The following is an 18,976-nucleotide window of genomic DNA, read 5'->3' as shown; positions in this document are numbered from 1 at the left end:
TACGCTTCCCAATCATTTAGATGACTTAAACTCATGACTCAGGCAATCAGATCTTATTCCAGCCGTACAGCAGACAAATTTGTCGTCCGTCTTCCTGAAGGAATGCGCGATCATATTGCGGATGTAGCCCGTCACCATCACCGGAGCATGAACTCCGAAATTATCGCTCGCCTTGAGCAGAGCTTGATCCAGAATGGTGAAATGGACGGTAGCGCCAGAATGCGGCTGGATAGCCCTGAGCTGAGCGCCCATGAACGCGAACTGCTGCAGCGCTTCAGGGGCTTGTCAGGACGTCAGCAGAATGCCTTGATTTCATTGATCGCCGATAACGCAGCGACAGCAGCACGCGAATAGGCACTCTTATCCGGGCCTGCCTTCCGCCATAAGGGCGGGTCCGGATCTTTTCAGGTACAGCCCAAGGCTCATCCCTACCTCCCCAGCCCCGCCCTAGGTTCATCCCCTCTAAAAACAAGCGAACCGCAGATGACAACAGCGCCGCATTATCTATAATTGGATTCTGCCTTTGCTCTCTTCTTGTCATCTTAACAGGCTGCAATGTTTGCTTGCTTCTTTGCCCTTGCGTGCCTGTATGTTCAGAGGCTTTCGCCATGCGCGTCTTTTACTTTCTCTTGATTCTTACCACTGGTCTTGCATTTCTCTGGTTATCACTCTCTGATATCCCCGGCCTTATCACGTTCTCGTGAATACTTCTGGTGCCTGGGCTTTATCAGGCGCCAGGCTAACCTCACCTTAAGCACCACCTGACCGTAGCGCACGATGTTGCTGATAGCGCCCCAGCAACGTACCTATCGCGACAACGATCAGCGCGCCTGTTACACCCGCTGCGTAATGCGCCCATGAAGGCAAGGCAGGCAGGCTGGTATCGGCCACCGCCATTCCACCCGCAATCCAGCCCAACAGCGCCGCGCCCAATTTGATGATGATTGGAAAACGCTCCATCAGGCGCAACACCAGCTTGCTCCCCCAAATAATGATCGGGATGCTGACCACGATTCCAAAAATGACCAGTTCGAGCTGGCCATGGGACGCCCCTGCCACCGCCACAACGTTATCCAGGCTCATAAGCGCATCTGCCACGATAATGGTCCAGATAGCGCCCAGCAGTTTCGGGCTTGCCTTCAAATCAGCATGTTCGTCCTCACCCTCGGGCAGCATCAGTTTTACACCGATCCAGGCGAGCAGCAGCGCACCGATTAGCTTGAGATAAGGCAACGTCAACAATTCAAGAGCGAAAAAGATCAATACGATCCTGAGCAGGATGGCACCGAGCGCGCCACCCAGAATGGCTTTATTTCGCTGCGCCTCGGGCAGTTTTCTACAAGCCAATGCAATTACCACGGCATTGTCGCCACCCAAGAGGATATCGATCAGGATGATCTGTCCAACAGCAAGCCAAAGATCAGGATTATTCATCAAATCAGTCAACACTATCTCCCTTGAAACAGAGACAGCCGCAACGTGCCGAGCCAGAACACGCAAAGTCTGCCGGTGAGGATTTACACCCCCTTGTGGAGCCTCAATGTATCCAAAGGTTTCATGAAGAAGTGCAGACGACCGGAAAGAACGCCTGCTGCCGAGGTCATACGTCTATCCCTACAACGCATTGTGGATGACATTACCGCTACAAGGAGCTCTTGTGGAACCGCTGAAAATCGCCACATTCAATGTGAATGGCCTGCAGGCACGACGTGCTCATCTGCTCGAATGGCTACACCGTGAATCCCCCGACATTGTGTGTTTGCAGGAATTGAAAATGGCTGATGCCAGTTTTCCTGTCGATGAGATCCAGAATGCCGGTTACGGTGCGTTATGGCAGGGCCAGAAGTCCTGGAATGGAGTGGCTATCCTGGCAAAGGGCGAAACGCCCCAGGAAAGTCGACGCGGCCTCCCGGGTAATGAGAACGACCCCCAGAGCCGTTATCTGGAAGCGGTCGCTCATGGAGTCGTCGTGGGTTGCCTGTATCTTCCCAATGGCAACCCACAACCAGGTCCTAAATTTGACTACAAGCTGGATTGGTTTGAAAAGCTGAATGCTCATGCTGCCCAGCTGCAGGCAAGTGGTCATCCGGTCGTTCTTGCAGGCGACTACAATGTCATTCCTACAGATGAGGATATCTATAGCACGCGCTCCTGGCAGAAAGATGCGTTATTGCAACCGGAAAGCCGAGCCTGCTTCGAGCAGCTTCTGGAACAAGGCTGGACCGATGCCCTGCGCACCTGCCACCCTAACGAGCGCATCTATACATTCTGGGACTATTTCCGCCAGCATTGGCAGAAAAACTCGGGCATGCGTATCGATCATCTCCTGCTCAGTGCATCACTTGCGCCACGCCTGCTGGATGCCGGTGTAGACCGCTGGGTACGTGACCAGCCCCATGCCAGTGATCACGCTCCTACCTGGATTACGCTCAAGGCCCCATAGACGAAGACACGATCCGGTCATGGACACCATGCTACATTCGGGATCTGTCCATCGCCACAAAACAGACCGTGACTCAGCCTACCCTCCTATCGGACCGTTTGCTATTAAGCCCGCTCCTGCCAAGTGATGCGCCACGCATTCAGTTGCTGGCCAATTCGCCCTTGATTGCCGATGTAACGGCGCACATTCCCCATCCGTATCCCGACGGATTGGCCGAATCATGGATCGCTACTCACACCGCTCGCTGGGAAGCCGGCGAGCTGGCTGCCTTTGGCATTCGATTGAAACAGACAGAGCAGCTGATTGGCGTCATTTCGCTGAATCACATCCGTGACCGACGCGCTATCGTTGCCTATTGGATCGGCGTGGATTACTGGAATCAGGGATACGGCTCCGAAGCCTGCAAGGCTATTACAGACTTTGGCTTTCAAACGCTGGACCTGACCGAGGTGCGCGGCAATCACCTTGCGCGCAATCCTGCCTCAGGCAGGGTTCTGGTCAAGAGCGGCTTCGAGTATCTGTTTTCCAAAACCGCTTCGCTAGGTCTGAAAACGGAAGACGAAATGATGATGTTCTATCGACTCACCCGTAGCCCACAAAGTGAGGCAGCCAGCGTCTGAACGGATGCCCTCCGGGGCAGACCGGACGGCATCCGTGTTAGAGGTCAATGCGCCACCTCGTCGAGCTCATTGCTTTTGATCTGCGTCAGCCGCCCTTCGAACAGGCGATACACCTGATCGGCCACATCAATCAGTGCAGGCCGGTGCGATACGGCAATTATGGTAATACCAGGGGTTAGCGCTTTCAGGGTATGGCTGATCGCGGCTTCGGACTCAGGATCTAGCGCACTGGTGGCCTCATCCAGAATCAACAAACGAGGGTTATGCGCCAGGGCACGGGCAATAACGATACGCTGACGCTGCCCGCCCGAAAGACGTCCGCCCCGCTCCCCTACGACAGCATTCATACCGCCGGTGAGTTTTTCCACGAACTCCCATGCTCCGGCCTGCTTCAGCGCCCGCTCGGCATCAGCAGCCGTAAGCTCGGGATCCCCCAGCGTAACGTTAGCCAGAACGGTGTCATGCAACAGTAAGGTTTCCTGCGGCACATAGCCAATCAGGCGACGCCATTGGCGCTTGTCGATCTCCTCAATCGGAACACTGTCGATCAGGACGCGCCCAGACTGCGCAGCCAGCAGCGCACATATCAGATCCAGAATAGTGGTCTTTCCCGAGCCAGACGGCCCTATAAGGCTGGTGAATGTTCCGACCGGAATAGTAAGGTCCACCTCGCTCAGGATCGGTTTGCTTCCGTAATGAAAGGACACCTGCTCGAACACGATAGCGCTTTTCAGAGACGGTGTGCGGGTGCCGCCATTGGGCTCAGCATCCGCCAGCGCCGCGTTGATGGAATCCTGTAACGCCCAATAAGCGCTCTCCTGTGCGGCCATCCGATGATAGCGCTGCTGTGCCTTGTGAAGCAGACCCAGTACCCGCACCACCAGAAAGATGAGCACCATGACAGACGACAGAGGCAGCTTCCAGACCACCAGCGCCGCATACAGCCCAGCGGCTGCCAGGATGGCAAGCATGGGCTCCTGAAGCGCACGCAACGCTTCACGGCTCATGACCTCACGTTCCATCGCCTTGTTGAGCTCGGCTGCCTGATGGCGAAGCAGCGAATCGGCAATGTCATAACGCGCCATGGCTTTGAGCGGCTTGACCGATCCCAGCGTATCGGTCAGATGAGCCAGCAGCTCGCGCATGAGACTGGTCTGACTCTTGCCGGCGCGCCGGGACGTCTTTACCAGGCGCTGCAGGGCCATCAGGAGAAAACCTCCAAGGATGAGCGAAACCAGCGTTGCCTTCCAAGAAACGATGAACGCAATGACGGCATACACAACCGCCTGGATGACCAGTGCCAACATGTTGGCCGCATGCTCATACCCTGTCGATGCACGATAGGCTTCGGTCGCTACAGCATTGGCCAGCGCACCGGCAGGCTGACGCAGATAGTATTCCCAGCGACTCCCCAGCAACGCACGAATCAGATCGATTCGAAGGTCAGTGGCCACATGGGCTACGGCATAACCGACCTGACGGTTACCCAAGAGCACCAATGTACTGCTCAGCGTCAGCCCCACAACGATCACGACCAGCATCGTTACCAGCGTAGGCTCAAGACCCACCAGCCCAAGGACATGAATGACCTTATTGGCCAAGTCGGAATGCGCCTGATCACCCAGGGCAATGGAGAGTAGCGGCAGTAAGGTCGTCAAGCCGACCCCTTCCGCGATACCTGCCAGCAGCAGGCTTATCAACATCAGAAACGTACGCACCGGGTAAGCCCGGCCGTAAGCAAAAAGAATCCGCATGGTATATCCGTTAGCGATGGGCTCGGTTAACTGGATAGGGAGCGCACGGCTCGACCTATCGCCAGACTACAAAGGGGTAATCCAGCTCCGTATCCCTGTGAGCCTATAGCTTGGTTCATAAACTCTTGATCTGCCTTACCCCTGTAAAAGCGGCGTAAGGCAGACACGTCAGCTGACTTGCGCCGCGGTCGAAAACACATCACGTAGCGTTGCAAAGGCAGCAATGATCTGGTCGATCTGTTTTGGCGTATGAGCGGCGCTGACACTGCAGCGAACCAGCGCATCCCCGTTGGGGCTGGCAGGAGGCAGCACCAGATTCACATAAACGCCCTGCTCGATCAGCGCTTCCCAGAAGGCAACGCCCTCCTTGGGCGAACCCAGCATGACCGGAATGACAGGACTCGGTCTTGAACTTACCCGATAGCCTAACGCCGACAATCCCTTGTGCAGCTGTCGTGCATTGTCCCAAAGCTGCGTTCTAAGCTCGGGACGGGTACGCAGGCTACGTAACGCCGTACGCACGGAAGCAATCACTGAAGGCGAAGGTGACGCTGTAAAGATATAAGGGCGACTTGCATAACGAAGCAGATCGAACTCAGCGTGCTGGCTTGCTGCAAAGCCGCCAATCGCACCCAGACTCTTGCTGAACGTACCCAGGATGACATCTACTTCGTCCTCGACGCCCAGCTCCTCGGCCAGACCGCGGCCGTTGGCACCCAGCACCCCAACGGAATGCGCTTCATCAACCAGCAGATATCCACCCAGACGACGCTTGATCTCGACGATTTCATTGAGTGGCGCCTGATCACCCATCATGCTGTAGATGCCTTCTACAATGATGATCGCATCACGGGCCTTTTCGCCCAGGCGAAGCATGCGCTTTTCCAGGTCGGCGGCATCGTTATGCCGGAAGCGAATGACCTGTGCCCCACCCATGCGGCAGGCATCATAGATACTGGCATGGCAATCGGCATCCAGCAGCACGATGTCGTCCGGCCCCGCCAGGGTGCCGATAATGCCCAGGTTGGCCAGATAGCCTGTCGAGAATACAATGACCGAGCGGCGCTGAAAGAAATCACCTAATTCCTCTTCAAGTGCCATGTGGCTGCCGTAGCTGCCATTGGCCATGCGCGAGCCGGTCGTACCAGTGCCTTCATGTTCCAACGCCTGCTGGGCAGCCTTGATGCATTCAGCATCGAAGGTCAACCCCAGGTAATTGTTGGTTCCCGCAAGCACTACACGCCACTGCCCAATACGTCCTTCAGTAGGCGTATAGATTTCGTCGATGCGCGTACCAAAGGGACTGGGCTCCGCCTGGATCAGAGCGGTACGTTCCTGTGCCAGCTTGTTGAACTTATCGAACAGTGCCATCTGCAGGCTCCAGCAAGGCGATGACAGCATGTGCCAGTTGCGCGGGGGTTCGGACGTCGGTCAGGACATTGAGCGGGATGGAGATATCGAACTCGTCTTCCATTTCCATCAGAAGATCCATGACCTTGATGGAGTCCAGGCCAAGCTCCTGAATCAGATCGATGTCGGGATGAATAGGCGTACCGGGAGGCGCAAGGCGATTGAGGTAAGCAAAGATCTTTTCTAGTATTTTTTCTTGGGATGTCATGACTAAGTCCCTAAACGGAATGAATGCCCTAGGCCTTTCAGAAACTACGCTCTTGCAAAGCCTTCTCCAGCAGGATATTTGGATGCCATCCCAGTGCCTGCTCAACGGCTGCATTACTGCATGACCAGTCAGGATGTCTCAACTCACCTACCTTGGCGGGTGTCAGCATGGGTGCACGTCGTGTCAGGCGGGAAAGGGACAGATTGACCTGTGCCATTCCCTCAAGCACTGCGGCAGGCACAGTAACCTTACGCACCGGCCCTTGGCGAACTCTTTTAGCAATCTCGGCAATGCTCTGCCAGTCATAGCCGTCAGGATGACCATCACTAAGTTCATAGGTAGCCGAGTGTACCTGCGAGGCACCGACCCAGGCCACCACAGCGCGGACGAGATCTTCCACATGAATGAATGACAAGCGTGCGGATTGCTCACCCAGCGTCAATAGCCAGCCACGCAGCAACCACTGGAAGAGTGGCCGCATCTCCTTGTCGCCCGGCCCATAAACTGCGGTAGGTCTGAATACCGTAACCGGAAGGTCGCCGGCCCGTTGCTGGATAGCCTGCTCTGCCTCACGTTTGGAGGCTGCATACCAGGACAACTCTGGATGCCGAGCCGCTAAAGAAGACATCAAAAGAAACCGCCGGCCTGCACCAATCCGCCGTACAGCCTCCATCAGATGGGCGCTGCCGTCGACGTTGATCCGGTTGAACTGATGGGGCGTGCTGCCTCTAACGGCACCGGCAAGGTGGATAACAATGTCCGCCCCGTCTACCAGATGCTCAAGTGAATCAGGCTCCCCAAGGGAACCCTTGATCCAGGTGACACCGTCGCGGGGGCCGTCTTCGCGTCGGTTTAGAGCGCGTACCGTGAGATTCGCTTCAACCAGACGCTTGCGCAAGATGGTTCCGATAAAGCCTGTCGCCCCCGTGAGGGCGACAACCTGAGCGGTCAAAGGCTTATCCAGCAGCAAGAGAGAGGCCGCAATCAGCCTCGATCTGCTGGATAAACCGCTTGCGTGCCTCGGCTCGCGAGGGCTTGCCGGAGGACGTACGCGGTAATGAATGAGGCGGCACCAGCTCCACCCGGCAGGTAAGGCCAAACTCGCTGTTGATGAGCTTGGTCAGCGATTGAGCAAAATGCTCACGCTGTTCCAGATCCATGATACGGCACTGAACCTGGACGACGACCTGAGGCTCCTCTTCGCCTGGAATAAGAAAGGCAATGACGTCGCCGGGGCGAATATCCGGCTGGCATTCGGCCAGGTACTCAATGTCTTGAGGCCAGATATTACGTCCGCGCACAATGATCAAGTCCTTGCGGCGACCGGTAATATAGAGCTCACCCTTGGAGAGATAGCCCAGATCTCCCGTATCCAGCCAATCACCTTCAGGGCTCATGACTGCCTGGGTAGACTCTTCGTCGCAGAAATAACCCGACATCAGGCTCGGCCCTTTCAGGGTAATACGACCGATTGCACGCTCAGGCAAGGCATGTCCGTTGTCATCACGGATTTCAAGCGTATGTCCGGGCAGGGCCGCACCACAATTGACAAAGCTGCTGGCGTTGCTGTCCGGCCCGTCGAAAGGAATGGCCTGGGAATGGTGCTCAAGCTCCCAGCGATTGATACGGTCCGTCTGGATACCGGTATCACGACGCGCGAAGCTGACGCCCAGGGTGCTTTCCGCCAGTCCATAACAGGGCAAAAACGCCTTGCGATCAAAGCCCGTCCGTTCGAACTGCATGGCGAAACGGTTCAACACCTCTGCCCTGATAGGCTCGGCGCCAATACCTGCGATGCGCCAGCTGGACAGGTCAAAACGCTCCATATCGCTTTCGCGAACACGGCGCGTGCAAATGTCGTAACCAAAAGGAGGTGCAAACGAAATCGTACCGCGGTTCTGGCTGATCAGACTCAGCCACTGCCTGGGACGCATGGCAAAGTCCTGAGTCCGCAGATAGTCAACGGACAGTTGGGACGCCATCGGGCCAAGGACAAATCCGACCAACCCCATGTCATGATAGAACGGTAACCACGAGACGCAGCGATCACCCGGCTGAACGCCCAGGCCATCTCGCGTAATGCCTTGCAGATTCGCCATCACAGCCCGCTGCGTTACAACGACACCACGCGGGAAACGGGTACTGCCGGAGGTGTACTGCAAATACGCGACCTCATCGGCACGGGAAGGCGCCAGCTCGACTGCTATAAGCGGGCGCAAGGAGAGCTCCTTGGCCGTACCGATGAATCGCATCGGCTGCTCAGCGGCCTCCTTGGCAAACTTGACCAACTCGGCCGGTGCGAATACGACAGAGGCTTCGCAACTCTTGAGGAGTCCCTTGAGTTTCTTGACGTAGATATCGTGACTGCCTAGCCCCGAGGGAATCGGCAGCGGAACGGGCACAAAGCCGCCGTACTGACAGCCGTAGAAAACCTCCATGAAGGACAGATCGGTGTCGGCGATCAGGGCAACCCGATCTCCCCGCTCAAGGCCCAAACCATGAAGCCGTTTAGCGACCTTGAGAGCCTCTCTTCTAAGGGCACCGTACTGTACAACAGCCGTCAGGCGGCAACGGCCATCATAGAAGTTCAGCCCTGTTTCACCTTCAGCCGCATAATCAAGCGCTTCCGACAACGTCGAAAAATCAGCCAGGCGCTGAGGTAAACCGTGTTGAGTTAGTGTTGCAGACATGTACAGTTCGGCCATCCCTTTGGTCCTGCTTTCAGCACATCGCATGCAGCGGGCCGATCAGCAAGGCCAGCAGCGCATCAGTTCATCACGTAAATTAATGTTGTCGACCTCCTGAAACTCAATCGATGAATTCAGCTGAGGGGGTCCTGGCCAGGCACTATCACTGAACTCCCGGTCAGCCCAAGTACGGGGACTCTTGTAACGAGGTATTACATGAAAATGGACGTCTGGATCGACCATCATCAACATTAGATAGTTCAGTTTGTCGTAGTTGAAGATAGTTTTTAAAGTGCTTTCAATGTCGACAGTAACAGCTTTGAGCTCTGCAAATGCTGCCGGACTCAACTCGGCAAAGGCCGTCACCTGCTCCTTGGCAATCAATACCAGAGAGCCCAACGTTACCTGCTGGGGTCGCAACAGCACCGCCCAATATCGGTAATCACGAATCACAGTATCAGGAGCGCCAAACTTCTTCATGGTGGCGTTCAACGCATCAGTCGATTCCATCCAGACCCCATTGATCATCGTATGATTAGGTTCGGCTACGGAAGTTAAATGTTTATGCGCTGCTTTGAAAGCCTATTCGAATCACTAATGCTTGTTATTTTTTGAAACATCCGTAAACCATAAGCGCATAATCGTGCCGTGGGAAGAAGTAATGTGTGTATGTAAGGAAGCATGTTTCTAGTGCAACGCGAAGCATTGTTCAGCTAACCAAGCCAAAGGCCTTCATGTGGACCAACTTACTTCCGGGATCAAAGGAACAATCGAAGTCAGACCGGTTGTCAGCAAGACGGATATGGCGATCTTTATCGGTTTCCCGGGCCGCCTCTACAAGAGCGACCCGAACTGGGTCGAACCTTTGCATTTCGAGCGCCACGAGCACCTCTCCCGAAAAAATCCCGTATTCGAACATTTGAAATGGCGGGCCTGGATCGCCTGGTCAGGCCACGAGCCGGTAGGACGTATCACGGCGCAGGTGGACACGCTCCATCGAGAGCGTCATGGTCAGGACACCGGTCACTTCGGCATGCTCGAAGCCATTGATAATCCGACCGTCTTTCAGGCACTGATCGAGACGGCTGAAGCCTGGCTGCTCGAGCAAGGCGCTCGTCGTATTACAGGCCCTTTCAGCCTGACCATCAATGAGGAGAGTGGCCTTCTCGTCGAAGGCTTCGATACACCGCCAATGTTCATGATGAGCCATGGCCACCCTTACTACAGCCAGCAGCTGGAGAACAATGGCTACCGGCCCGCTGCCGATCTTCTGGCGTACTGGATGCGTACGGACGAGCTCAACTTCACGCCGACCATGCGCCGGATGATGGATCGCTACCGTGGGCGGGTTCGCATCCGAACGCTGGACCGTAGCCGTTTCGCCGAAGAAATGCAGACGCTGCGCGATATCTTCAACGATGCCTGGGCCAACAACTGGGGCTTCGTTCCCTTTACCGAAGCCGAGTTCCGGGAGATGGGTAATAACCTCAAGCTGCTGGTGCCCGATGACCTGCTGTACATCGCCGAAGTAGATGGCAAGCCCAGCGCATTCATCATTGCCCTGCCCAACCTGAATGAGGTAATCAGGCCACTCAACGGCAAGCTCCTGCCCTTTGGCTGGCTGCGTCTGCTGTGGCGACTGAAGATTCGCAAGCCAACCACGGCTCGTGTACCGTTGATGGGGGTACGTCAGGAACATCAATTTAGCCGCCTCGGTCCTACGCTGGCGCTGCTTCTGATCGAAGCGCTCAAACCACCCTTCGTCAGGCACGGCCTCGAAGCCCTGGAGATGTCCTGGATTCTGGAAAGCAATACCGGCATGCGCACTATTCTCGAGCAGATTGGCACCCACCAGTACAAGCGATACCGCGTTTATGAAAAGCAGCTCTGAATCCAAACCCTTTTCGGCACTGGTTCTGGCTGCTGACCGACATGACGGGGACGCAGTGGCAACGGCGGCCGGTGTGGACTGCAAGGCATTGGCAACCGTAGACGGCATTCCAATGGTTCGCCGCGTGACTAGCACCCTGCGCTCAAGCCCTCTGGTGGAGCGCATTACGCTCATAGGCCCTACCCGCGCCCTGTTGCGCCAGGAACCTCAGGTAGAAGCATGGCTGCAAGCCGGTGAAATCAACTGGCTGAGCCATGCTAACTCTCCCAGCGCCAGCGCCGCGCTCGGTCTTGAGGCGGAAGATCCAACGCAACCGGTGTTATTGACGACTGCCGACCATGCACTGTTGACGCCGGACATAGTCGATTACTTCCTGACCGAGGCCCGGCGCAGCGGATGTGACTTTGTGGTGGGCGTTGCTCGCCTGGAAACAGTCAAGGCGCGCTTTCCCGGAAATCGCCGTACGGCGATCAAGCTCAAGGACGGCCCTTTCTGTGGCTGCAACCTGTTTGCGTTTATGACGGAGCGTGGTCATCAGCTGGCTCCCTTCTGGAGACGGATCGAGCAGGAGCGCAAGCGACCATGGCGAGTCATCACGGGTGCTTTGGGCTGGACGGCAGTGCTTCGCTACCTGGCGGGAACGTTGACCTTGGAGCAGGCGCTGGAGCGGTTGTCACGCAAACTGAACATGCGAATTGGCGCGGTGGTGTTGCCCTTCGCCGAAGCCGCAGTTGATGTGGATACGCCAGCGGACCGTCAACTGGTAGAGACGATCCTGGCGGAAAGAGTTGGGCGTGAAGCGGCTCAGTATTGAGCCGCCGCTGATGTCGCCATCTGCCAGGTATGCACCTTGTGCTTGGCAGCTTCGAGATCCTGGGGGAAATCCAGCTCGCCCCAGCTCAGTCCTTCGATGGACTGTACGTAAACCTGGCCGGTCTGCTGAGCGATTTCATCGATAATGCTCAGATACCAGCGTTGCAGGGCTTCAGGCTTGCGCATGTTGTCTTCAAGCGCCTTGCGAAACAGAACGCCCCCCTCCGGCTGGAAGTACATCATGCCGATTGATTCGCCATTGACCGTTGGCAACGGCAACGTCTTGCCCACACGCATCAGCTGATCGCCTTCGAGACAGACCTTCATATCATCGCTGTCATAAGAGGGCTTGCGGTCGATGGCCAGTGTGATAGGCCGCGGCGACGCACCCAAAAGACGCTTGAGTACCGGTAGATCAAACAGCGTATCGCCATTGAGTAGCAGAAAATCATCACGCATGGCTTCTCGCGCCATCCAGCAACTGGCCAGGTTATCCGCAACCTCATAAAAGGGATTGAACAGCGTGTGGATGACGCCTGCACCATAACGGTCACTCAATACACGCTCTACCTGACCCGCCTCATAGCCTACGACAACCGTAATGTCTTCTATTCCTGCGGCCATCAGACCATCGATCTGCCATTCGATAACCGTACGCCCCTCAAGCTCGATAAGGCACTTGGGCTTGTTTTCAGTATAAGGAAGAAGCCGACGTCCTTGCCCCGCACTTAAAATGATCGCCCGACGGGGCTCATTCCGTTCAAGATGATTCAATGCCGTCTCCTAACAGGAAGGAACTTAACCACCTCGAAGCAGCCAAACCCCGGCCAAACATTTAAGGATGGTTATTCAGCCAGTTACGTATGAATAAACGGTATAGTAACCGGCGGGTGTTTTGGAACCACAGAAGGCTCCAGAGTTCATGCGTCTAATTGAGCGTTATGTTATCTCCGAGGTATGCCGTCCTTTACTGGCCATGGTGGGCATTCTTACCTTCATTTTTGCCAGCTACTCCTCGGAACGCTATCTGGCTGAAGCTGCGAATGGCACGTTGGCACTGAGTGTCGTTCTGGATATCGTCTATTACAAGGTACTTATTGCGCTCGAAGTGCTTGTCCCTGTAGCGCTTTATGTCGCGGTCGTCCTGAGCCTGGGACGTTTGTACCACGATACGGAAATGACGGCTATTGCTGCATCAGGTGTCAGCCCGCTGCGCCTGTATAAAGCCATCCTGTTGATTGCGCTGCCCGTTGCGATCGCGGTTGCCTGCCTTTCCCTCTATGGCCGACCCTGGGCATATGACAACGCTTATCGACTCGAACAGCAGTCCAAAACGGATCTGGACGTCAATCATTTGCAGGCCGAACGCTTCAACGTCAATGAAGACAATGGCAGGATGATCCTGGCAAAACACATCGAGCCTGACTCAGGCGCGTTAAAGGATGTGCTGATCTACGACAGCGGCGCAGAAAGAGCCCACCTGTTCAGGGCCCGCCAAGCATCGATTACAGACCCTAATCCGGAAGACCCTGTTCTGTCCTTGGAACAGGGTACTGCCTACTCGCTGGAGCGCCAGGGCAGCCGGGACCAGACCATGCTTTTCAAGGATATGACCCTGCACTTGGCGCCGGTTGCACAAACAGCCGAGTATCGCCGCAAGGCCGCACCCAGCAGTGCACTGGCAGCTTCGTCAGCCTTATCTGATCAGGCAGAGCTGCAATGGCGCCAGACCCGAGGCATCACCACCCTACTGCTGGCACTTTTTGCCATACCACTTAGCTATACCGCTCCCCGCAAGGGCCGTTTTGCGAGAATGCTACCGGTCACGGCAGCATTTGCTCTGGTTTTCTATGCCAGCGACATTTGCCGGAGCATGGTTGGCAATGGCTCGCTGCCCCTCTTTCCCGGCATGTGGCTGATCCCTATTCTCATGATGCTGGCGCTGCTTGTCGCCATCCGGCGGGACGTAGGCAAGAAGCGGATCCGCACGGCATGAAGATCATTGATAAATATCTGTTGCAGTCCCTCTTCATGGGCTTCATAGCCGCTGCCGCATTGTTACTGCCACTGTTCAGCACCCTGGACCTTGTCGGGGAGCTTGATGACATTGGCGGAGATTACCGGCTTGTCCAGGCCATTGAGGTAGTCGCCATGACGCTGCCTCGACGCATGGTAGAACTCGGCCCCTTCATTGCCTTGCTGGGCGGTATCGCTGCACTGGGGCAGCTGGCTCTGACGCAAGAGCTCAACACGCTGCGTGCTGCTGGCATCTCTGCTGCTCGTATCGGACTGAGTACCGTGTTAGCCGGCGCGCTGCTTGCGGTAGCACTGGCGGCAGTCGATGAGTTTGCTGCCTCGCCTCTTCAGCAAAGCGCTATTCAGCTACGTGCACATGCCATTGCCTCAGTCGAAGGGAATGGCAAGGATGGCAGCATCTGGGGGCGTAAGGACCAGCAGTTCGTTCGTGTAGGCGGGCTGCGCCTGGGACGGATTCCTACCCATATCGAAGTGTTCAGCTTTGACGGCGACCAGGTACTCAAGGAATATCTGTTTGCCAACTATGCCGACATTCAGCCCAAGGGGATATGGCAGCTGCATGAAGTGACAGTGAAGCGCTGGGTCGATAGTGACGAGACGGTCGAGCACATGGATCAGATGATTTGGCAATCAGTGCTGCCTGAAACGCGCCTGCAGGAGGTTGCGCTTCCGGCGGACAGTCTTTCCTCCCGGCAGCTCTACCACTACATCGAATTCCTGAAGGGTACCGCGCAACCATCGGCCCAGTATGAAGTGGCCTTATGGGAAAAGCTTGGAACACCTCTGCTGACCCTGGCCATGATACTGCTGGCAGTGCCTTTTTCATTTAGCCAAGTACGCTCCACCGGGCTGGGCAGCAAGCTGGCCCTTGGCGCAGTAACGGGGCTGCTAGTTTATCTGACCAATCAGATTATTGTAAATCTAGGCATTCTGTTCGGACTTGTTCCTGTTCTGGTGGGAACCGTTCCGGCGCTGTTAATGCTGGTATTCTCGATGAGCCTGATTTTTCGGTTCGACAGAAAACGATAAGGCGGTACGAAAGGCTGCCAAACAGGCTGCGGCCCTCGGCAGATAGGGCTTGCAAGGCTTAATAATTTAAATAACACATCCATTGCGTGGACTAAGGCAGAACTTATGACGATACAGGTCCATCTGGTAGGCCGTTGCGAGGTGATCTTGTGGGGCCTGACCTCACGGGAGCGACTGCGAAGAATCCTGAAGAAATTTCCCAAGGCGCATCTGGTCAGCCCCGGCGAAGCGCTTCCTGCTGAAGGTGATGTTCTGCTGCTGCGCGAGGATTACCTTTACGATGACCGGGTATTGAGAGGATTGCTGGATACCCAAGACGTTGCCTTGCAGGACCCTCGGGATGGCGCGGTTGTCGCGGCCCGACTCTCCGCCTCGCGCCTGTCTAGCGTGGCCGACCTGAATGCACCTGCTGTCGCTCAGCTGCGTCCTGCGCAACCTGACACCGTAGCCTCCGGCCTACAGACCCAGCTGCGCAAATTCGATCAGCCTTGGGTAGCAAGAATCACCCAAAGCAACCGCCAGCATCTGGAAAAGTCCTTGTTCAATGGTGCTTACAAGGGTGTAACGGACTTTATCACCCGCGGCGTCTGGCCTGTGCCGGCACGCTGGGTAACCCACCTGTGTGTTCGTCTGGGCCTGAGTCCCAACCACGTCACGACCGCCAGTTATGTGCTGGCCATCCTGGCCGGTTGGTGGTTCTGGAACGGGCAGTTCGGCCTGGGCCTGATCGCCGGCTGGATCATGACCTTTCTCGACACCGTGGACGGCAAACTTGCCCGCGTAACGGTAACCTCGACCCGCTTTGGCAATATTTTCGACCACGCTCTTGATATCGTGCATCCCCCGCTCTGGTACATCGCCTGGGGTATGGGGCTTGCTGCAACCTGGAGCTACAGCCTGCCGCTTTCTTTAGTGTTCTGGGCCATCTTTATTGGCTATGTAGCAGGACGCCTGTGCGAAGGCTCGTTCAAGTTTGCCGCCCCTTTTTCGATGTTCCTCTGGAAACCCTTCGACTCGCTGAACCGACTGGTTACGGCCCGTCGCAATCCCAACCTCTTGCTGCTCACGCTGGCATGGGCTGCTGGGGCCAATGATGTGGGACTGCTACTGGTGGCAGCCTGGACAGTCATCTCGACGCTTGTTCTGGCGTGGCGCGTCATATGGGCCATTACGTTGCGGCGACGCGGTGCTGAATTGCAGCCGTGGTTGAGCCAGATCGACCTCAAGGCTGAAGGGCATCGTCCGGTGGTTCGGCTATTTGCTCCCCGCTCCGGGCTGGCCGATGCCTGAATACGAACTTCCCGTACCGAAACGGATCGGGATACTCATGAATCCATTAAGCGGTCGTGTTCGTCGGCGTCTGCAGCCTTTACGTGCATCGATTGCCACCCTGCCCGGTGTCATGTTGCATGAGGCTTCAGAACCAGCGGATATTACCCGCGCGCTGCTTCAATGGCAGGGAACCTCACCAGAACTTGTGGTTGTAATCGGCGGCGACGGCACGTTACAAGCCGTCCTAACGGCTCTGCTACAAACGTCCTCCACGCCCTTACCTGCCTTGTTGGTAATTGCCGGTGGCACCACAAACATGAGTGCCGCCGACCTGGGCACACGGGCGAAACCTGAGGCCGTACTGAAGGCCTTGCGCGCCTGGCTGGAGGGCCAGGGAGCGGCGCCGCGCCAGGTGGAGCGCGCCGCGATAAAGGTCGAGGGCAACGAGACGAGCGGGCCACAGTACGGGATGTTTTTCGGCACGGGAGCGATTCTGAGCGGTGTCCGGTATTTTCATCAGCATGTTCGCCCAACGGGTGTACGCGGTGCGCTAGGCCCTGCCCTGGCCTTTATCCGTATGCTGCTGTCGCTGCTGCGCAGCAAACCCCATCCACTTCTCCCAGCCACACCCGCGTCACTGAGAACCGACACGCATGACTGGAGCAGCAGCTGGCTTCTGGTACTCGCGTCAACGCTCGATAATCTGTTGATCGGCTGCCGCCCGTATTGGGGCACCGAAGCGGCCCCCATGCATTTCACAGCCGTCGAGCATCAGCCGCGACGGCTGATACGCGTCCTACCGTTCCTGCTGTGCGGTCGCGGCAAATCGGTCGCGCATGAGCGGGACGGCTATATCAGTCGTAACCTCAGCACACTCAGTCTTGAGGGCAGCTCACATTTTCTTCTGGACGGCGAACAGTTCGAGGCTACTTGCCCGATTCGTCTTTCAACCACCGCTCCCCTGCGCTTTCTAACTTACTGAGGCCGGCCATGCCAGATCTTGCCCCGCTCCCCCGTCCTTCACCGGCATTGCTTGAGGTAATCGCCAGGCAAAGCGGGCAACCGGTACGCCAGGAACTCGATTGCCTGTGTGAAGCGGTCCAGAGAAGGTTTGGCGCGTCCGTTGTTGGCGTACTGTTTTATGGCTCCTGCCTGCGAAGTGGCAATCCGGCCGAAGGCATCGTTGACCTGTATGCCGTTGTCGATAGTTACGCAGAGGTACATGCCAATGCGCTGCTTAGGGCCGCTAATGCATGGCTACCGCCTAATGTCTTCATGCTTCAAGCCCGAACGCCAGAAGGAGAAGTGCTGCAAACCAAATGCGCGGTGCTTTCGCTGAAGGATCTGGAGCGCGGCACTGCCCGCTGGTTCCAGAGCTATCTATGGGGCCGGTTTGCGCAGCCGTCTCGCCTGGTGTACTGCCGGGACGACACGATACGGCAGCGTATTTATCAGGCACTGGGCTACGCCGTCTTGAGGTTAGTGGAACAAACACTGCCCTCGATGCCGGAACGCTTTAGCAGTGAACAGTTATGGCAAACGGGCCTTGCCTTGAGCTACGGTACTGAACTGCGTCCAGAAGCCGCAAGTCGGCCTGCCGAGCTGGTTCATTATGATAAAACCTACTACCGTCAGTTAACGGCAGCCGTTGTCAGTGACTTTTCCGGCATGCATCGAATAGCGTCTGAAGAGGATCTTTATTCGCATATGCCTTCCCGCGAGCGCTTGCAGCAAAGCCGACAGATGTGGAGCACCCGGCGGCGTCAGGGACGAATGCTGAATATTCTTCGGCTCATGAAGTCCGTTTTCACATTCGAGAATGGAGTGGACTACATCGCTTGGAAGCTAGAACGGCATATGGGCCGGCCAATTGAGGTAACGCCTCGGCTGCGCCGCTACCCGCTGATCTTCGGCTGGCCGTTGCTGTGGCGGTTATTGAGGGAACGTCGTTTACGCTAAATCGAACGCAAGCGGAGCGCTCTTCGCTTGCATCAGGAACCATGCGGCACTGCCTACGAGGTGAAGAGTGGAAAAGACCCAGGACAACGCCACGCTGTCTACTCAGAAACGTAAACGCAAAAAGCACCGCCCCAGTGTGGCGATCGGTCTCTGGATCATCAAGCGCCTGGAAAAAGCGATCAAGCACTACTCCAAGGTAGAAACGACACCCTTTATCGATGCCGGCCAGTTTGCCTGGGTGCCTGAACTGGAAACCCACTGGGAAACGATTCGTGCCGAGCTGAACGAAGTCTTGCAAAACAAGCACAAGATTCCCAATTTCCAGGACATCTCCAAGGACCAGAAAAACATCACCCAGGATGATCGTTGGAAAACCTTCTTCCTGTACGGATACGGCTACAAGATGGATGGCAATTGCCTGCGCTGCCCGGAGACAACTCGCATCATCGAGTCCATCCCAGGCATGTTCACGGCGTTCTTTTCCATTCTGGAGCCTGGAAAGCACATCCCACTGCACCGCGGTCCCTACAACGGACTGCTCCGGGCTCACCTGGGGCTAGTCGTCCCCGAGCCGAAAGAAAAGTGCCGTATTGAGGTGGGTGGCGAGACCCGGCACTGGGAAACCGGTAAATGCATGATCTTTGACGATACCTACCGACATCAGGTCTGGAACGAGACCGATGGCGTCCGCGTAGTGCTGTTCCTGGACATTCAACGACCCTTGGCTTGGCCGGGCTCGCTGCTTAACCGGATCATCTTACGATTGATTCGCTGGTCACCCTTCATTCAGGATGCGCGGCGCAACCATCGCGCCTGGGAACGTGGTTTGGAGCCGTAACGATAGAATAACGGC

At 56.3% G+C, this 18,976-nt stretch carries 19 protein-coding genes; 11 read left to right on the top strand and 8 right to left on the bottom strand.

The window, feature by feature from the left end; translation table 11 throughout:
• Window positions 1-33 precede the first annotated feature (33 nt).
• Window positions 34-354, top strand: a complete 321-nt coding sequence (locus HMPREF1487_RS18090; RefSeq protein ID WP_010798142.1) for an Arc family DNA-binding protein — start codon at window positions 34-36, stop codon at window positions 352-354.
• A gap of 396 nt (window positions 355-750) precedes the next feature.
• Here the strand turns inward: HMPREF1487_RS18090 and HMPREF1487_RS18085 are convergent, their stop codons facing one another.
• Window positions 751-1,446, bottom strand: a complete 696-nt coding sequence (locus HMPREF1487_RS18085) for a TerC family protein (protein ID WP_010798140.1) — start codon at window positions 1,444-1,446, stop codon at window positions 751-753.
• 211 nt (window positions 1,447-1,657) lie between these two features.
• Here HMPREF1487_RS18085 and HMPREF1487_RS18080 point away from each other — a divergent pair, with 211 nt between their 5' ends.
• Window positions 1,658-2,443: an exodeoxyribonuclease III gene (locus tag HMPREF1487_RS18080; RefSeq protein WP_010798139.1), complete on the top strand. Its 786-nt coding sequence runs from the start codon at window positions 1,658-1,660 to the stop codon at window positions 2,441-2,443.
• A 68-nt stretch (window positions 2,444-2,511) separates the two neighbouring features.
• Window positions 2,512-3,063, top strand: coding sequence for a GNAT family N-acetyltransferase (locus HMPREF1487_RS18075; protein ID WP_010798138.1), 552 nt, complete (start codon window positions 2,512-2,514; stop codon window positions 3,061-3,063).
• 44 nt (window positions 3,064-3,107) lie between these two features.
• Here the strand turns inward: HMPREF1487_RS18075 and HMPREF1487_RS18070 are convergent, their stop codons facing one another.
• The 6 genes from HMPREF1487_RS18070 to HMPREF1487_RS18045 all read right to left on the bottom strand — a co-directional run bounded on the left by HMPREF1487_RS18070 (window position 3,108) and on the right by HMPREF1487_RS18045 (window position 9,632).
• Entirely contained in the window at window positions 3,108-4,817 is a 1,710-nt protein-coding gene (locus tag HMPREF1487_RS18070; RefSeq protein WP_010798137.1) for an ABC transporter ATP-binding protein, read from the bottom strand.
• Between the two features lie 168 nt (window positions 4,818-4,985).
• Window positions 4,986-6,188, bottom strand: a complete 1,203-nt coding sequence (locus HMPREF1487_RS18065; protein WP_010798136.1) for a serine palmitoyltransferase — start codon at window positions 6,186-6,188, stop codon at window positions 4,986-4,988.
• Window positions 6,172-6,435 (bottom strand): acyl carrier protein, encoded by a 264-nt coding sequence (locus tag HMPREF1487_RS18060; RefSeq protein WP_010798135.1) that lies wholly within the window; start codon window positions 6,433-6,435, stop codon window positions 6,172-6,174. The genes HMPREF1487_RS18065 and HMPREF1487_RS18060 overlap by 17 nt, the downstream gene beginning before the upstream one ends.
• 37 nt (window positions 6,436-6,472) lie before the next feature.
• Window positions 6,473-7,387 carry an NAD-dependent epimerase/dehydratase family protein gene (locus HMPREF1487_RS18055; RefSeq protein WP_010798134.1) on the bottom strand — a complete coding sequence of 305 codons (915 nt, stop codon included), beginning with the start codon at window positions 7,385-7,387 and terminating at the stop codon, window positions 6,473-6,475.
• A gap of 4 nt (window positions 7,388-7,391) precedes the next feature.
• The gene (locus HMPREF1487_RS18050; protein ID WP_010798133.1) at window positions 7,392-9,140 is read right to left on the bottom strand and encodes a fatty acyl-AMP ligase; all 1,749 of its coding nucleotides are present in this window, start codon (window positions 9,138-9,140) and stop codon (window positions 7,392-7,394) included.
• Window positions 9,141-9,182: 42 nt separating this feature from the next.
• A complete protein-coding gene (locus HMPREF1487_RS18045) occupies window positions 9,183-9,632 on the bottom strand; it encodes an HIT family protein (RefSeq protein ID WP_037030207.1) in 450 nt (149 codons plus the stop codon).
• A 226-nt stretch (window positions 9,633-9,858) separates the two neighbouring features.
• Between HMPREF1487_RS18045 and HMPREF1487_RS18040 the strand changes: the two genes are divergently transcribed.
• On the top strand, window positions 9,859-11,013 hold the full coding sequence (locus HMPREF1487_RS18040; RefSeq protein WP_010798131.1) for a hypothetical protein: 1,155 nt from the start codon (window positions 9,859-9,861) through the stop codon (window positions 11,011-11,013).
• Window positions 10,997-11,827, top strand: coding sequence for a nucleotidyltransferase family protein (locus HMPREF1487_RS18035; RefSeq protein ID WP_010798130.1), 831 nt, complete (start codon window positions 10,997-10,999; stop codon window positions 11,825-11,827). Before HMPREF1487_RS18040 ends, HMPREF1487_RS18035 begins: the two co-directional genes overlap by 17 nt.
• On the opposite strand, the gene HMPREF1487_RS18030 is transcribed toward HMPREF1487_RS18035, so the two are convergent.
• A complete protein-coding gene (locus tag HMPREF1487_RS18030) occupies window positions 11,818-12,600 on the bottom strand; it encodes a phosphocholine cytidylyltransferase family protein (RefSeq protein ID WP_010798129.1) in 783 nt (260 codons plus the stop codon). The two genes, HMPREF1487_RS18035 and HMPREF1487_RS18030, sit on opposite strands and share 10 nt — an antisense overlap.
• 148 nt (window positions 12,601-12,748) lie before the next feature.
• On the opposite strand from HMPREF1487_RS18030, the gene lptF reads away from it, so the two are divergent.
• From lptF to HMPREF1487_RS18000, 6 genes are all read left to right on the top strand, one after another.
• Window positions 12,749-13,822 (top strand): LPS export ABC transporter permease LptF, encoded by a 1,074-nt coding sequence (gene lptF, locus HMPREF1487_RS18025; RefSeq protein WP_010798128.1) that lies wholly within the window; start codon window positions 12,749-12,751, stop codon window positions 13,820-13,822.
• Window positions 13,819-14,892, top strand: coding sequence for an LPS export ABC transporter permease LptG (gene lptG, locus HMPREF1487_RS18020; protein WP_010798127.1), 1,074 nt, complete (start codon window positions 13,819-13,821; stop codon window positions 14,890-14,892). The genes lptF and lptG overlap by 4 nt, the downstream gene beginning before the upstream one ends.
• Before the next feature lie 105 nt (window positions 14,893-14,997).
• Window positions 14,998-16,182 (top strand): CDP-alcohol phosphatidyltransferase family protein, encoded by a 1,185-nt coding sequence (locus HMPREF1487_RS18015; RefSeq protein WP_010798126.1) that lies wholly within the window; start codon window positions 14,998-15,000, stop codon window positions 16,180-16,182.
• A 37-nt stretch (window positions 16,183-16,219) separates the two neighbouring features.
• Window positions 16,220-17,146, top strand: a complete 927-nt coding sequence (locus HMPREF1487_RS18010) for a diacylglycerol/lipid kinase family protein (RefSeq protein WP_010798125.1) — start codon at window positions 16,220-16,222, stop codon at window positions 17,144-17,146.
• 8 nt (window positions 17,147-17,154) lie between these two features.
• Window positions 17,155-18,123, top strand: coding sequence for a hypothetical protein (locus HMPREF1487_RS18005; protein WP_010798124.1), 969 nt, complete (start codon window positions 17,155-17,157; stop codon window positions 18,121-18,123).
• Between the two features lie 67 nt (window positions 18,124-18,190).
• Entirely contained in the window at window positions 18,191-18,961 is a 771-nt protein-coding gene (locus HMPREF1487_RS18000) for an aspartyl/asparaginyl beta-hydroxylase domain-containing protein (RefSeq protein WP_010798123.1), read from the top strand.
• Window positions 18,962-18,976 lie beyond the last annotated feature (15 nt).

This window comes from Pseudomonas sp. HPB0071, from assembly GCF_000478505.2.
GTDB lineage: Bacteria > Pseudomonadota > Gammaproteobacteria > Pseudomonadales > Pseudomonadaceae > Chryseomonas > Chryseomonas luteola.
Note: the sequence above shows the minus strand (reverse complement) of the source record. Positions and strands in the feature narration are given on the sequence as shown.

Excerpts from the sequence above, each read along its gene's own strand:
- HMPREF1487_RS18050 (WP_010798133.1), bottom strand. The coding sequence starts at position 9,140 with ATGGCCGAACTGTACATGTCTGCAACACTAACTCAACACGGTTTACCT.
- HMPREF1487_RS18060 (WP_010798135.1), bottom strand. The coding sequence starts at position 6,435 with ATGACATCCCAAGAAAAAATACTAGAAAAGATCTTTGCTTACCTCAAT.
- HMPREF1487_RS18090 (WP_010798142.1), top strand. The coding sequence starts at position 34 with ATGACTCAGGCAATCAGATCTTATTCCAGCCGTACAGCAGACAAATTT.
- HMPREF1487_RS18070 (WP_010798137.1), bottom strand. The coding sequence starts at position 4,817 with ATGCGGATTCTTTTTGCTTACGGCCGGGCTTACCCGGTGCGTACGTTT.
- lptG (WP_010798127.1), top strand. The coding sequence starts at position 13,819 with ATGAAGATCATTGATAAATATCTGTTGCAGTCCCTCTTCATGGGCTTC.
- lptF (WP_010798128.1), top strand. The coding sequence starts at position 12,749 with ATGCGTCTAATTGAGCGTTATGTTATCTCCGAGGTATGCCGTCCTTTA.
- HMPREF1487_RS18015 (WP_010798126.1), top strand. The coding sequence starts at position 14,998 with ATGACGATACAGGTCCATCTGGTAGGCCGTTGCGAGGTGATCTTGTGG.
- HMPREF1487_RS18005 (WP_010798124.1), top strand. The coding sequence starts at position 17,155 with ATGCCAGATCTTGCCCCGCTCCCCCGTCCTTCACCGGCATTGCTTGAG.
- HMPREF1487_RS18065 (WP_010798136.1), bottom strand. The coding sequence starts at position 6,188 with ATGGCACTGTTCGATAAGTTCAACAAGCTGGCACAGGAACGTACCGCT.
- HMPREF1487_RS18045 (WP_037030207.1), bottom strand. The coding sequence starts at position 9,632 with ATGGAATCGACTGATGCGTTGAACGCCACCATGAAGAAGTTTGGCGCT.
- HMPREF1487_RS18010 (WP_010798125.1), top strand. The coding sequence starts at position 16,220 with ATGAATCCATTAAGCGGTCGTGTTCGTCGGCGTCTGCAGCCTTTACGT.
- HMPREF1487_RS18035 (WP_010798130.1), top strand. The coding sequence starts at position 10,997 with ATGAAAAGCAGCTCTGAATCCAAACCCTTTTCGGCACTGGTTCTGGCT.